Below are 14477 nucleotides of genomic sequence, written 5' to 3'. Positions count from 1 at the left end.
TGCTAAAAAATAGTAGAAAATAACATGATGCAAATTACAGACTTAGCTCAAGAAGAAAAGTTACCGCCGATATTAAGGCTCGGTTTTCGTCCTTTCTTTTTATTAGGGCCTGCATTTGCAATTATCGCTCTCATCATATGGGGACTTTTATTTCATGGCAAAATAAACTGGCAACCTTTCGGCGAAGGATATTGGTGGCATATCCATGAAATGATATTCGGTTTCGCCGCTGCGATAATTGCCGGCTTTTTACTAACAGCAGTTCAAACATGGACAGGCATAAGAAGCGTACATGGTAAAATATTACTGCTGCTCATAATGTTATGGCTTGGTGGTCGCTTTGCACTGTTGCTGCCGACATATATTCCACACGCCGTCATCTCTATCATTGATCTAAGTTTTTTACCCGTAACCGCCTACCTATTAGCAAAGCCCCTTTTAGCAGTAAATCAAAAACGCAATTTGTTTTTTGTGCCTATTTTGCTGCTGTTTACAGGTATCAATGTGCAAATGCACATCGCACTTTATCCTGATAGTAATATTTCCATTCAGCATTCTGGATACGCTGGCATAATGTTGATCACGACATTAATTTCAATTATTGCTGGCCGTGTAACACCTATGTTTACCGCCAATGGGACAAAAACGACAAAAGTACAAAATACTCCTTGGTTAGAACTTATTTCAAACGGCATGTTGTTTTTCATTTTTATATGCTACTTAGTAGATCCGATCATCGCCATTAATTACACTTTATTAGGAGGGTTATTCATCTTTGCTGGTATATTACAAGCAATACGCGTAACCCGTTGGCGCCCATGGATTACCATACACGTTCCTTTACTTTGGTCATTACATCTATCGATTCTATGCATCTGGCTCGCTTTGGTATTGCTAGGCCTTACCTATAGCTTTGCACTTTTTCCAGCAAATCATATTTGGCACCTGTTAACCATTGGAGGAATATGTGGCGTCATTTTAGCCATGATTTCACGTGTATCTCTTGGCCATACAGGTCGGCCTTTGAAAGTAACGCCAATCATTAAAACCAGTTTTATTTTAGTGTTTATTGCAGCAATTTCACGGGTAATAATGCCAATAATAATACCAAGCGCAGTACCCGAACTTTACTGGATAGCAACAGGTACCGTCTGTGCAAGTTTTTTACTTTTTTTATATCAATATATCCCCTACTTAACGAGCGCTCGCGCAGACGGTAGACCTGGATAGTTAACATTTAGTGCCTTTTATGAAATGTGTATTTTTAGACCGAAAAACCTTTGTAGATGAAGTATCAACATCATCAATTAGCCAACAAGTTACCGCATTAACCTCATACGACTATACCAATGAGAGTGATGTTATAGCGCGCTGTAAAGATGCAGATGTTGTGATCACAAACAAAGTAAAGCTCACTCGCGAAATACTTACGTTACTCCCAAAACTCAAACTCATTTGTGTAGCGGCCACTGGCGTTAATAATATAGATGTGACGGCGGCAATTAATCTCGGCATCGCGGTCACGAATGTTAGTGGCTATTCTGCACCATCCGTCAGTCAATATGTGTTTTCTCAACTCCTTAACTACTTTAGTCATCCCGTTTCTCATCAAAAGAATGTTGAACAAGGGCTATGGCAAAAAAGCCAAAGTTTTTGTGTTCATGGATGCGGTAGTAAAGAACTAGCAGGTAAAAAAATAGCGATTATTGGCTTTGGTTGCTTAGGGCAAAAAGTTGCCAATATTGCTCAAGCTTTTGATATGCATGTTATTATCGCTGAACGCCCTAACGCTGAGACAATTAGGCCTAATAGAATGGCATTTGAAACAGCACTTAAACAAGCTGACATTGTCAGTTTACATTGTCCTCTCACAAGTGAAACACAAGACTTGATAAATAAAGATACCTTGGCATTGATGAAACCTAGTGCGTTACTTATAAATACCGCACGCGGCGGTATAATTAATGAAAAAGATCTTTTCACTGCACTCACCCAAGATCAAATTGCCGGCGCAATCTTGGATGTATTGCAAGATGAGCCTCCGAGTATTGATAATACATTGTTAAAAAATCAACCTAACAATCTGAAAATAACGGCACATATTGCGTGGGCTAGCATAGAAGCACAGCAACGCTTACTCAATTTAATCGCTGTCAATATTGCTGACTTTAAACAAGGCAAGGAAACGAATCGAATAACATCCCCCTGATAGCACGCCAGAACATTCTAAAGTGACTAAAGATAAGTACATTTAAAAGTACTTATCTTTAATTTTTCCATACTGAAAATACCCCCATTGGCCAACGCGACGCAATGGTGCAAAGGGAAACGTTGGTAATGGCGACGTGTATAAAGGAATATTAGGTACTTGAGCACCAGCTACTTTATCTGCCAGCCTTTTACCCGCCTGTGCAGAAAAAGAAACACCAGCACCACAATATCCCATGCTATAAAACAAATTCTGTTCAGCATTTTGATATATATGTGGAATATCATCTAATGACATACAAATCCAACCAGACCATGCATAGGCAATATTTAATGATTCAAGCGCTGGAAAACTAGACTTTAATACGGATAACAATCGGTTAGCATAATAAGGATCTTGAGCTGACTTACCTGATATAGCGCCTCGCCCACCAAATAAGATGCGATTATCAGGCAATTTACGGTAGTAATATTTTAACGCTCTTGTATCCATGACCACCTGATTCGTTTTAATACCACTGTCCGAGAGTTGTTGCTCACTCATAGGCTCAGTTACAATAATTTGAGACAATACAGGTAGGTACCTATTATTAACGGCAGGCATAAATCCTTGTGGTGTATAGCCATTGGTAGCAAGTACCACTTTTTTCGCTTTAACCAAAGCTGATGGAGTGATCAATTCAAATCCCGTTGACGATTGCCGACTTTGCAATACCGGTGTACTGCAATAAATATCAGCACCAGCACTCGTTGCAAGGTTTTGGTATCCCCAGGCTAACTTTAAGGGGTTTAATCCAAATCCATCAGTGTAGCGAATAGCACCATGGGCATTTCGATCGTCCATAAACTGTTGTCTAACATCGTCTTTTGACAACACATCTATATCATATCCAAACATATCTTTCTGCAATTGCGCAATAGCTCTTAATTCATTTAATTTGTTCGGTTTATGCGCTACTTTTAGGTAACCTGCAGGCTGCATATCACAATCAATACCGCGAGCAATAAGCCCCTTTACACGTTCAACACCTTCGGCCATTTCTTGATAGGTAGCACGCATTGCCTGCTCCCCCCACTGGTTCGCCATTTGACTGAACGACTTCCTACCTGATGTTTTTAAAATAAAGCCCGCATTTCGGCCACTGCATCCCCAGGCGCTTTGATTTGCTTCGAGCAAAGTCGCTTTAATGCCATGTTCTTCAGCTAAATGCAAAGCGCAAGACATACCTGTATAACCCGCACCGATAATAGCAACATCGACCTCAAGATCAGTTTGTAAAGCACCTAGATTCTTGGGCGATGAGCCAGAAACCTGCGCCCAATAACTGTTTGGATAATCTTGGCCGCAGCCTGGAGATTGGTGATATAACGGATCATACATAATATTAACTATTTTCAAGGTAGGTCATGGTGATATTTCTTTGGTAAACTTACCTTAAGTTCAAGCAATAATGAATCATAAATGCAAAAAAAGACTATTAACTATCGCGAAATGACACCTGACGACTTTTCCCAAGTCATCCGATTAGCCACTCACGTTCATGGTGAAGGTTATATGGATAATGAAAGCGCGTCACGGTGGTTTAAGCAAGGATTAAAAAACAACATAAATAGTAGCTTTGTCGCCTATGATGGCGAAATCTTAGTTGGCTTTCGTATTACATTTTCAGCTCAGCAATGGCAAATTGATCAATGGTGCACCCCCGACAAATGGTCGGTACCAAGCGAATCCGTTTGTTACTTTAAATGTAATACTGTCGACGAGCACTATCGCGGCTATGGGATAGGCAGTAAATTACTTGAGCTTTCCATCGACAACGTTAAACAACAAGGTGCGAAAGCCGGTGTCAGTCATCTATGGATGCAAAGTCCAGGTAATAGCGCGGTTAAATATTTTACTAAATGTGGTGGCAGCTTAGTAAAGCAACACCCAGATAGATGGAATGCGCTAAGCAAACAAGGGTACATGTGCCCTATATGTCACCATGACTGCCACTGTTCGGCAGCCGAAATGATGATTACCTTTAGAGTCTGTTGATCTTTCGCGTTTCTTTTTGCAGCAGTTTATTGGTATTTAGACAAGGCATTGCGATTAATATTTGGTTATTCCACATGAAAAAGCAATAACGACGTATAAATAACAAAAAACACTGCCCTCTGGGTTCAGCTAAACGCTATTTCTTCATCGTTGTTCGCAATTTACATGGAATAACCATGCGACATCGCTCACGCCTTGAACAAAAAGCGTTTAGTTCGAACAAAATTTAATCTCAAAAGATCAACAGCCCCTAATTAAGCGCGTTGAAAAAGCCGTGACAACAATGAGCGCTGCTCAGTTGCTAATGCTTGTTGCGGCAAGGCATTAAAATGCGCTAACGATGGCGTTGAAACTGCTAAATTCTTGTGTTCAAAGTCACCAGACGCTGGATTAAAACGGTAATCGTTACTCCACGTTTGAATGTTTTCACTAACCTGCTTAATTGCGTCAACAACATAGCTAACTTCTTTATCTGTCATCGTAGGATGAAAAGAAGCCCTTATCCAACCAGGCTTTTCAGCATAATCGCCCGAATCAATCTGATCAGTAATCTTGGAAGATGTATCGTGGTCTACATTTAATAAAATGTGACCATAGGTGCCGGCACAAGAACAACCACCGCGTGTTTGTACACCAAACCGATCATTCAACAATCTAACCACTAAATTGTAATGAGCACCTTTAACGTAAAAAGAAACTATCGCCAACCGATCTCTAATAGCAGACTCTAACATTTCTACATTATCTAACTGAGCTAAAGTATCCATGACATAGTTGGTGATCCAGTTTTCACGTGCAGTAATGTTTGCAACACCCATTTCATCTTTCACTTTAATAGCTAACGCAGTCTTAATACATTGTAAAAATCCGGGTGTTCCGCCGTCTTCCCGCATTTCAATATCGTCGAAAAAGCTATGCTCTCCCCAAGGATTTGTCCATGTTACCGTACCACCACCTGGGTGGTCTGGCACTTTATTTTTATACAATGCTTTATTAAACAGTAAAACACCTGAACTGCCAGGACCACCAAGAAACTTGTGAGGTGAGAAATATATCGCATCTAATGCTTGCTTAGGGTTAGCTGGATGCATATCAATATCGACATAAGGTGCCGAACAGGCAAAATCAACGAAACATACACCACCATGATCATGCATTATCTCCGCCATCTGATAGTACGGGGTTTTTATGCCAGTTACGTTCGAGCAAGCAGTAAATGAACCTATCTTATGCTTACGATCGCCATATTGCTTAAGTAGCTGTGTAAGATGCTCCAGAGATGGCAATCCGTTGCTATCAGGTTGAACAATTTCTAACGTAACATCACATTCATACCACGAGGTTTGGTTAGAATGATGTTCCATGTGAGTAATAAAAACTACAGGTTTATCTTGGTCATTAAAATGCACTTGATCTTGCATACGCTCCGGAATGCGCAAATTTAAGATACGTTGAAACTTATTAATAACCCCTGTCATACCAGCTTCTGCTGTTATTAGAACATCATTTTTGCACGCATTAACATGTTTTTTAATCACAAGCTGAGCTTCATGGTAGACATTCGTCATTACTCCACCCGTAAGATTTGTTTCGGTATGAGTATTTGCTACATATGGGCCAAGAGTTTCAGTAATAAACGTTTCAATAGGTTGATAGAGTCGACCACTTGCAGTCCAATCTGCGTAAACGATAGGTAAAGTTTGGCCGTTAATTTCATGTGATAGCTGTTGACCAATAATGTTTTTGCGAAATTGGGAAAAGTACTGTTCTGTAGACATAACATATCGCCGCCGTTTAAGTAATAAATCTAATTCTACAAATAAGACTCATATAGGCAACTAAAAACCAACAAACCGACACAATAGACAAAATAGTTTTAAAAAAATAAAAAATAAAGGATTTATAAACTAAACAAAACCAGCTATATACAATTGATAGAATAACGTTTTGAAATTAGCCGTTTTATGAATTTTTGTTCCAAAAAAAACCAGCACTAGACTGGTTTTTTTCGGCGATATTTCTATTTCTTACCTATTTTGAGAGTAAATAAGCGCGTAATACCGAAAACTCTCGACTTTGTTCGCTCGACAATATCGTTTCTGTTGCGCAATCAGCTAGCTCTTTTGGTAGTCCAATTGGCTGCCCTAGCATGCTTTCAACAACATCTTTAAATTTAGCTGGGTGAGCAGTCCCTAGGAAAACACCAAACTCCCCCTCTTCAGCACTATATTGTAATGCTTTATAAGCAACTGCGGCATGAGGCTCACTAATATACCCAAGTTTAGAAAGTGACAGCATCGTCATTTGTGTTTGCTCTTCGTCAATGGAAATCGAACTAACGCAGTTCTGAGGAACAATGCCCGATTTTAGCATGTGCTCAACACGTGGCCAGTTATTAGGATTACTCACATCCATAGCATTCGACATTGTTGCAACAGTATCGTTTGGAGACCACTCTCCCGTTTTTAAATAACGAGGTACTGTATCATTGGCATTAGTTGCAGCGACAAAACGCTTAATAGGTAGTCCCATCGCCTTTGCAAGCAAGCCTGCAGTCAAGTTACCAAAATTACCGCTTGGTACGGAGAACACCAAGTCTTTTAGTGCAGCTTTGCCTTGTTGGCGATACAATTGTGCTACTGCTTCAAAGTAATAACACACCTGTGCAAGTAAACGGCTAATATTGATAGAGTTTGCAGAATTTAAACCGATGGTTTCTTTAAGTTCTTGATCATCAAAGGATTGTTTAACCAATGCTTGGCAATCGTCAAAGTCACCATCAATGGCAATTGTTTCTATATTTCCGCCAAGTGTGGTGAACATTTTTTCTTGAAGTAAACTAATTTTGCCTTGCGGGTATAAAATTACAACACGAATGTTCTCTATTCCATGAAAAGCGTGTGCAACGGCAGCGCCTGTATCACCAGAAGTCGCTGTTAATATTGTTAGCTTTTTACCCTCGTTAAATGTTTGCAGACAACGTGCCATAAAACGCGCACCAAAATCTTTAAATGCTAATGTTGGACCATGGAATAATTCTAATATTGCACGATCTTCACTGATCGGCTGAATTTGCGCAGGAAAGTTAAACGCATCTGTCACTATTTCTGTCAGTTGAGCTTTTGATAAATCGCCACTTACAAATGGATATAACACTTGCACGCTGCGCTCTATCATTGGCAAGGCGAGTAATTGTTCGATGTTATCCATTGTCGGTATTTTTTCTGGGAAAAATAGCCCTTGATTACGACCTAATCCTTGTTTAACTGCGCCTGCAAAACTTACCTGTTCATCATTTTCTTTAAGGTTATAAAAATTCACAATAATTGTCCTACTAAAACTTTATTTTGATGCCGCTTAAACGTTTATCTGGCAAGCACCTTGATTGTCGACACGGCATACATGCACGAAACCGTCACTCTGCCCTGTACTTAATGTCTGTAAATAGTTGTCATTTAGCCATTTTGCATATGCATTGGCTTTGGAAATGTCATCGGTCACACAAAACAATGTTGGGCCGGAGCCCGATATTCCTACAGCTAAGCAACCTTGTTGATTTAAATAGTCACATGCCTGCTCAAACCCTGGTAATAAGTGTTTTCGAAAAGGTTCGGCAACTACGTCTTTAACAACAGAAAATGCTAATGCCTTATTTCCACGATGACATGCATCTACGAAAGTTGCCAAGTTTTGCCCAAACGTAATCACCTCTTTGCGGGAGTAATGCGCTGGTAACACATCACGAGCTGCCTTTGTAGAGACTTCAATGCCCGGATAAGCCATAACATAATAACAATCGTCAAATTGTGGTAGTGTTTGGCAAATTACACTTTCGTCTGGCACCATAAGTTGCATACCACCGTAATAGCATGGTGCTACGTTATCATAATGAAGACTACCACTAATTTGCGCTTCCATCATTCCCATTAATTTGAGCATATGTTCTTGCTCAAAACATTGATCAAATTGTGCTTTATAAAAACAATTTAACGCCTCGAGAGCGGCAACAACAGAACATGCACTTGATCCAAGCCCACTACCAACGGGCATTTTTTTATCCAGTGTGATATGAACGGGTACAGGTACGATGTCAGCATCTTTTAAATTTTGATTAAAAAGCTGCAAGCAATCCCATACAATATTTTCACGAGGATCTTGCGGCAACTTATTCGCAAAAGCTCCTACAACCGATAAACTATCTGTGCTGCTCGACTCAACTGTTACCACATCACCTAATAAGCTACCATCAACGGGCTTAACAGCGACCCCTAATACATCGAAACCAACACTCATATTACCAATAGAAGCTGGTGCAAAAACAGATACGCTCATTAGTGCTGTTGCTCCCATGCTAAGGTTCTTAATAAATCACCAAAAACACCTGCCGCTGTAACGGCAGCTCCAGCACCATAGCCGCGAAGTACAAAAGGTAATGGTTGATAGTATCGACTGTGAATTGCTAAGGCATTTTCACCCTCTTTAATACTATATAAGGGATGATCCGCACCAACAGCGTCAATAGATACTTGGCACTGTCCATCAATAATGTTACCTATATAACGCAATACCTTTCCTTCTTGTTTCGCTTCATTAACACGCTGCGCCATTACATCATCAAGTTTTGATAAATTATTCATAAACGTAGCAACGTCACCACTCGCATCAAATGACTCACCAAGCACAGAGTCTACCTTTATATCGGAAAGCTCAAGTGGCATACCGGCTTCACGCGCCATAATAAGTAGCTTTCTTGCGACATCCATACCACTTAAATCATCTCGAGGATCTGGCTCTGTAAAACCATTCTCTTTTGCAATAGCTGTCGCTTGTGACAAGGTCATTCCTTCATCTAATTTACCAAAAATATAAGACAAAGACCCTGAGAGAATCCCTTCAAATTGTAACAGTTCATCACCCGCTTTAATGAGACTTTGCAACGTATCAATTACCGGTAAGCCTGCCCCGACTGTTGTTTCATACAAAAAGCGACGATTGGTTTCTTGAGTGGCTTGTCTGATTGCTTGATAGTAATCCCATGAATCAGTATTCGCTTTTTTGTTTGGCGTAACAACATGAAAGCCTTCTTTAATAAAATCGACGTAACTCATCGCTAGCGCCTCATTTGAGGTTGAATCAACTAGTACAGGGTTGATCAAATGGTTATCTCTAACAAAAGCTTTAACATTTTCCACCGTAACAGGTATGGCATCTTTGCCTAAGTATGATTGCCAATTATCTAAATTAATACCTTCTTGATCAAAAATCATTCCTTTACTATTTGCAATTCCGTATACACGTAATGAAATGTTTTGAGTTTTTAGTTTCGGTTGTTGTTTTGCAATTTGCGCAATTAATTCACTACCTACAACGCCACAACCAACTAAAAAGACATCGATTGTCGGTTTATGAGAAAAGAAATTTTGATGGCTCACTTTTAGAGCGTCAGTACATTTACGTTTTTCAATAACAACCGAAATACTGCGCTCTGAAGAGTCTTGTGCAATTGCCACAACATTTACACGAGCTTGCGCAAGTGAAGAGAAAAACTTGGCTGCAACACCTTGCTGATGATGCATACCATCACCAACAAGCGAGACTATTGATAGCTCATGTTGCAAATCAATAGGCTCAAGTAAGCCGTTCAATAACTCTAACTCGAATTCTTGCTTCAAACTTTGCGCTGCTTGTGCGGCATCAGCAGAATAAATACAAAAACTAATACAATATTCACTCGACGACTGACTAATTAATACGATAGAAATATTTTCACGACTCATCGTTGCAAACACACGGCTTGCCATTCCCACCATACCCTTCATACCAGGACCAGAGACGTTAACCATGGTTAAATCATCAAGGTTTGAAATAGCTTTCACTTGTTTTTTCTGATCATTTTCGTTAGCGATTAATGTACCAGCTGCTTCAGGGTTACCAGTATTCTTAATTAAACAAGGTATATGATATTGCGCGATTGGTCCGATTGTTTTTGGGTGTAAAACACTGGCACCAAAATAGGAGAGTTCCATTGCTTCTTGATAAGATAAATAGTCGAGCAATTGCGCGTCTTTAATTAACCTTGGATCAGCGTTGTAGACACCATTAACATCTGTCCAGATTTCACAGCATTCTGCTTGGGCACAAACAGCTAATACCGCAGCCGAGTAATCAGAACCATTACGACCTAGCGTTGTTAATTGCTGCTCGCTATTAACACCAATAAAGCCGGGCATCAACGCTATTTTATTTAACTTGGGATAATGCTGTTGAAACTGCTCTTTACATAGCACGAGATCAGCAAGTGCATTGAGATAAACATCGCTCGTATGTAAAAACTTTTCAGGTTCAATTACCGAAACATCAAAACCGTCGGTAGCAAGTACAGATTCTAATATCGCAACACTCATACGCTCACCAACACTAATAATAATAGCGCGTATATGATCAGGACAATAAGACAGCATAGATGCGCCTTGCAGATAGCGATTTAGCTTATGTTCCCAGTTCGCTAACGCTTGTTCAGCGTGTGTCGCATTGAATTGCGGGATTGTTGCACTTAAGTCTTCAACGATTGTTTCAATGGCAGTTCTAAAATGCGCTAAGTCATTTTGTAATTTACTTTCATCAGTTATATTTTCCGCCATCGCTACTAGGTGATTTGTAACCCCTTGAGGTGCTGATACGACAACAGCTAGCGATGATTCCTTGCTCTTATTATTGATAATACTTGCAACTTGAACAAAACGTTCAGCCGTTGCCAATGATGAGCCACCAAACTTTAACACACGCATGTTTACTTCCCCTAAAAACAAAAAAAGCCCGGAACCTTTGTGGTCGCGGGCTTTGATAAAATACTTTCTTTTACACGTCAGCCGTCGACCACCATCCCTGCCAGGGTGGTAGTGGTAATAATGGTAATAGTGCGTGTAATTGATTTCATGTCAGATAAAATGCCAAAAATGTAATTTTCTGTCAACAACTAATATTGAATAGAACTAGACGATAAATGAATAAACTAAAACTAATAATGTATAATTATTACATTATTAGCTAGTCACGACGTTTTTTTCAGCCTTATGCTGACAATATTGCTGCACTTGATTTCGCCCATTTTCTTTTGCTTTATAAAGCGCTGAGTCTGCACTAGCAATGAGATCTTCATATCGCATGTCTGTAACTTGAATGCTCGAAACACCAACACTGGTTGTTACTGCGTGTGTTTGCCCTTGAAAAGTAAACACATGTTTTTCTAATTCAGCACGAATACGTTCTGCTACATCTAATGCACCGCTTACTTCAGTTTCAGGCAAGATAACGGCAAACTCTTCTCCCCCATACCTGCCAAATAGATCACATAGGCGTAATAACTCTTTCACACACGTTGCCGTTTCTATTAAAACAGCATCGCCACATTGGTGACCAAAATTATCGTTTAATCGTTTAAAATGATCTAAATCGAACATAATCAAGGATAGATCATGATCATATCGACGCGCTCGAGAAAACTCTTTATCGAGACATTCTTCCCAATGTTTTCGATTAAAGACTTGTGTTAAACCATCGATTCTATTCGCCTTTGCAAGTTCTTCCAAAGCATGGTTCAACTTACCTTGATAATGAGCAACATCTGTTGTGTCCTCAATTAAAATACAAACATGAGCCACTTCGCCACTTTCTTCTACAGGGATAAACGTGCAATTCTGAGCCATAAAATGGCTATCGGTTGTAATCGGACGATGATGTGGTAATTCAAATAAGTGATGCCTTTGCTCCCAAGAACAAAAACTAGGCGAGTTTAATGCCGCCACACTAGACAATTTACGCTCAAACCAACGAACAGGTAACTCTGGAAAAACGCTAAATATACTCTTCCCTATTACTTCATCGAGAGATTTATGTGCATGTACTTGCATGAAGCGATTAAACTCAACAATATTACATGACAAGTCAACAACGATTACACCAGTATTAATACGCTCTGCAATAGTTTGACAAAAATGAGGTAAGCGCATTAATACTCTTCCAAGATGCGATCAATCACTTGCGCAATATTGATGATGGCTGATTCTGGGATAAGTAAAATCATGTCACAGTTAAACGAGTAGTCCGTTACTTGATATGAAATTTTAACTTTTAATGCTAAATCCCAATTAAATGATTGCTGTTCAACATGTTCAGAAAAGCCAGATTTACTTGACGGAATAAATCTTGGTGCACTATATGACATTTGATTATTAATTTGACTCGCGAATACATTCAAAAATGTAGTCGTTAATATGGAACTCAAGTCAATAATTTGTTCTTCAACGGTTAATTCATCCGGCTCATAACCGAGCAAGTCAGCCAGACGATCAGAGTCTTTCGGTTGATAGACAAGCAGTGCTTCTCCTCTAATACCTTCATAGCCAAAGAAACCTTGACTGACAACCGCTGCTGCATTGTCTTCAACATTCAACGCATCGGATATCTGTTTGGAACTTACCTGCTCAATACTAGGTACTTTTAAATAAACAAATGTATCAAGGTATCTCGCCAATTGATCGCTTGCTTGACCCATTGCAACATTAATTAATTCTTGCAAGCAGTCTTGTTGATCTTCAGTTAAATCGAAATGCGTCATAGTAAACCATTTTCCTGTAAGTGTTTTGTTAACACTTCTGCTTTAACTGGTTTTCGGATAAATGCTTTAGCACCAAGTTCAAGAACTTTACTTTGCATTTCAGGCTGGATATCTGCCGAGATAACAAAAACACTCGGTGATATCCCCATCTTTTGGATACCTTGTAAAACACCGATACCATCAATTTCTGGCATAGTTAAATCTAAAAATAGAACATCAATGCTATTTGAGCGCAACAATTTTAATGCTTCAACACCATTAGTAGCTGTTTGAGCGTTATTAGCAAGTGCATCAGGTAAACTCCGCAACACTTGCTTTCGCGCTAAATTAGAATCATCGCAGATCAGTACAGACCAGCTCATTAAATTGGTAACCTTATAATTTATTATTTTTGTACCTTTAATTTACCCTAATTTTAACGTGCTGTTAATGAATAAACGGTTAAATTTTAATTTTTTTTTGTACAAATTTAGATAATTTTTGGCAATTAAAACGCAAATAATGCCTAAAATAAGGCAGTTAACTACATTTAATTTAAAAACTTAAAATAGGTCATTCACAAGTTTCATTGCACAATTAACCAGTAATTAACATAATTACAGATATCGATATACTTGCTGATAACAAATAAACAACTACTGTTTTCCACTGCGCGTTAAATGCTTTCATGATAAACCTCCATTAGATTGTCAAAAAACTGTCGTTCAAAATTGTTCATTTTACAAACAGAAAATAAACAATTTTCATGCCAATCAGCTAGTTAACATAGTAAAGGTGTTGAAGATATAGCAAATTACACCTTTGATAGCGCAGTAAACTCTATTAAAAAGCGCCATGAGGTATTTACATTGAAAGCTTAGGTATGAGAAATTTTGGGCCAAACTAAAGAGTGCTGATGGTCACGCAACCATTTTTTTGCAAGCATATAGTCGGGCTGATATTCACCGACTAACTGCCAGAACTCTCTACTATGATTTAAATGTTTGAGATGACAAAGTTCGTGCACAACGACATAATCGATAACCCAATGAGGCAGCATCATGAGTAGGTAGTTAAGCTTTATTTGCCCGGTATTATCACAACTCCCCCATCGCGCTTTATACTGCCTAATAGCGAGACTACTTGGATACATGCTCATTTGTTGACTGTATACCGCTATTTTTTCGCTTAATATCAGTTCTGCCTGCTGCTTAAGCCATTGTTCTATTGCTTTTTTAATACGTGTAAGATTATCAACGGGCGATATATTATTTTTAGGTAAACACAATGTAATCACAAGACGGCGTTGTTCATAGTTAACATTAGCTTTTTCACCAACTTGCACGCTAATCGGTATTAGTTCACCAAACAACCAAAGCTGGCCATTATCATGCAGCTTATTTTGAAGGTGTTGGGCTTGCTGCTGTTCAATAAGTACCTTTTCAATCCAATTACGTTTTTGCCAAACAAGGTTTTCAATATATGCTATTGGCACAGCATAAGGCGCTTTTACGATAACTTGGTTATCTTTTACCTGTAATGCAATACGCTTTCGCTTATTACATCGTAATAACTGAAAGTTACCTTGTTTTTTATTTAAATGGTTTAACACAGCGTTTATGTGCTTAACAGCTG

General features: G+C 39.1%; 12 protein-coding genes. 3 read left to right on the top strand and 9 right to left on the bottom strand.

Going from position 1 to position 14477, the window contains the following annotated elements:
• Positions 1 to 24: 24 nt before the first annotated feature.
• Both QUE09_RS03605 and QUE09_RS03600 read left to right on the top strand, forming a co-directional pair.
• Entirely contained in the window at positions 25 to 1230 is a 1206-nt protein-coding gene (locus QUE09_RS03605; protein ID WP_286234842.1) for an NnrS family protein, read from the top strand.
• 19 nt (positions 1231 to 1249) lie between these two features.
• Entirely contained in the window at positions 1250 to 2209 is a 960-nt protein-coding gene (locus tag QUE09_RS03600; protein WP_286234841.1) for a D-2-hydroxyacid dehydrogenase, read from the top strand.
• A 42-nt stretch (positions 2210 to 2251) separates the two neighbouring features.
• On the opposite strand, the gene QUE09_RS03595 is transcribed toward QUE09_RS03600, so the two are convergent.
• A complete protein-coding gene (locus QUE09_RS03595; RefSeq protein ID WP_286234840.1) occupies positions 2252 to 3589 on the bottom strand; it encodes an NAD(P)/FAD-dependent oxidoreductase in 1338 nt (445 codons plus the stop codon).
• Between the two features lie 81 nt (positions 3590 to 3670).
• Between QUE09_RS03595 and QUE09_RS03590 the strand changes: the two genes are divergently transcribed.
• Positions 3671 to 4246 (top strand): GNAT family N-acetyltransferase, encoded by a 576-nt coding sequence (locus tag QUE09_RS03590; RefSeq protein WP_286234839.1) that lies wholly within the window; start codon positions 3671 to 3673, stop codon positions 4244 to 4246.
• 254 nt (positions 4247 to 4500) lie between these two features.
• Here the strand turns inward: QUE09_RS03590 and QUE09_RS03585 are convergent, their stop codons facing one another.
• From QUE09_RS03585 to QUE09_RS03550, 8 genes are all read right to left on the bottom strand, one after another.
• Complete coding sequence (locus tag QUE09_RS03585; protein WP_286234838.1) at positions 4501 to 6024, bottom strand: aminotransferase class V-fold PLP-dependent enzyme; 1524 nt, start codon at positions 6022 to 6024, stop codon at positions 4501 to 4503.
• Positions 6025 to 6277: 253 nt separating this feature from the next.
• Positions 6278 to 7567: a threonine synthase gene (gene thrC, locus QUE09_RS03580; RefSeq protein WP_286234837.1), complete on the bottom strand. Its 1290-nt coding sequence runs from the start codon at positions 7565 to 7567 to the stop codon at positions 6278 to 6280.
• 36 nt (positions 7568 to 7603) lie between these two features.
• A complete protein-coding gene (gene thrB, locus QUE09_RS03575; RefSeq protein WP_286234836.1) occupies positions 7604 to 8578 on the bottom strand; it encodes a homoserine kinase in 975 nt (324 codons plus the stop codon).
• Positions 8578 to 11034, bottom strand: coding sequence for a bifunctional aspartate kinase/homoserine dehydrogenase I (gene thrA / locus QUE09_RS03570; protein ID WP_286234835.1), 2457 nt, complete (start codon positions 11032 to 11034; stop codon positions 8578 to 8580). Before thrA ends, thrB begins: the two co-directional genes overlap by 1 nt.
• Positions 11035 to 11289: 255 nt before the next feature.
• On the bottom strand, positions 11290 to 12255 hold the full coding sequence (locus tag QUE09_RS03565; protein ID WP_286234834.1) for a sensor domain-containing diguanylate cyclase: 966 nt from the start codon (positions 12253 to 12255) through the stop codon (positions 11290 to 11292).
• Entirely contained in the window at positions 12255 to 12863 is a 609-nt protein-coding gene (locus QUE09_RS03560) for a chemotaxis protein (RefSeq protein ID WP_286234833.1), read from the bottom strand. The genes QUE09_RS03565 and QUE09_RS03560 overlap by 1 nt, the downstream gene beginning before the upstream one ends.
• Entirely contained in the window at positions 12860 to 13225 is a 366-nt protein-coding gene (locus QUE09_RS03555; RefSeq protein WP_286234832.1) for a response regulator, read from the bottom strand. The genes QUE09_RS03560 and QUE09_RS03555 overlap by 4 nt, the downstream gene beginning before the upstream one ends.
• A gap of 494 nt (positions 13226 to 13719) precedes the next feature.
• Positions 13720 to 14454, bottom strand: coding sequence for a M48 family metallopeptidase (locus QUE09_RS03550; RefSeq protein WP_286234831.1), 735 nt, complete (start codon positions 14452 to 14454; stop codon positions 13720 to 13722).
• Positions 14455 to 14477: the final 23 nt, after the last annotated feature.

Origin of the sequence: Thalassotalea sediminis, from assembly GCF_030295915.1 — a bacterium.
Lineage (GTDB): Bacteria > Pseudomonadota > Gammaproteobacteria > Enterobacterales > Alteromonadaceae > Thalassotalea_C > Thalassotalea_C sediminis.
Note: the sequence above shows the minus strand (reverse complement) of the source record. Positions and strands in the feature narration are given on the sequence as shown.

Excerpts from the sequence above, each read along its gene's own strand:
- QUE09_RS03605 (WP_286234842.1), top strand. The coding sequence starts at position 25 with ATGATGCAAATTACAGACTTAGCTCAAGAAGAAAAGTTACCGCCGATA.
- QUE09_RS03600 (WP_286234841.1), top strand. The coding sequence starts at position 1,250 with ATGAAATGTGTATTTTTAGACCGAAAAACCTTTGTAGATGAAGTATCA.
- QUE09_RS03595 (WP_286234840.1), bottom strand. The coding sequence starts at position 3,589 with ATGTATGATCCGTTATATCACCAATCTCCAGGCTGCGGCCAAGATTAT.
- QUE09_RS03590 (WP_286234839.1), top strand. The coding sequence starts at position 3,671 with ATGCAAAAAAAGACTATTAACTATCGCGAAATGACACCTGACGACTTT.
- QUE09_RS03585 (WP_286234838.1), bottom strand. The coding sequence starts at position 6,024 with ATGTCTACAGAACAGTACTTTTCCCAATTTCGCAAAAACATTATTGGT.
- thrB (WP_286234836.1), bottom strand. The coding sequence starts at position 8,578 with ATGAGCGTATCTGTTTTTGCACCAGCTTCTATTGGTAATATGAGTGTT.
- thrA (WP_286234835.1), bottom strand. The coding sequence starts at position 11,034 with ATGCGTGTGTTAAAGTTTGGTGGCTCATCATTGGCAACGGCTGAACGT.
- QUE09_RS03565 (WP_286234834.1), bottom strand. The coding sequence starts at position 12,255 with ATGCGCTTACCTCATTTTTGTCAAACTATTGCAGAGCGTATTAATACT.
- QUE09_RS03560 (WP_286234833.1), bottom strand. The coding sequence starts at position 12,863 with ATGACGCATTTCGATTTAACTGAAGATCAACAAGACTGCTTGCAAGAA.
- QUE09_RS03555 (WP_286234832.1), bottom strand. The coding sequence starts at position 13,225 with ATGAGCTGGTCTGTACTGATCTGCGATGATTCTAATTTAGCGCGAAAG.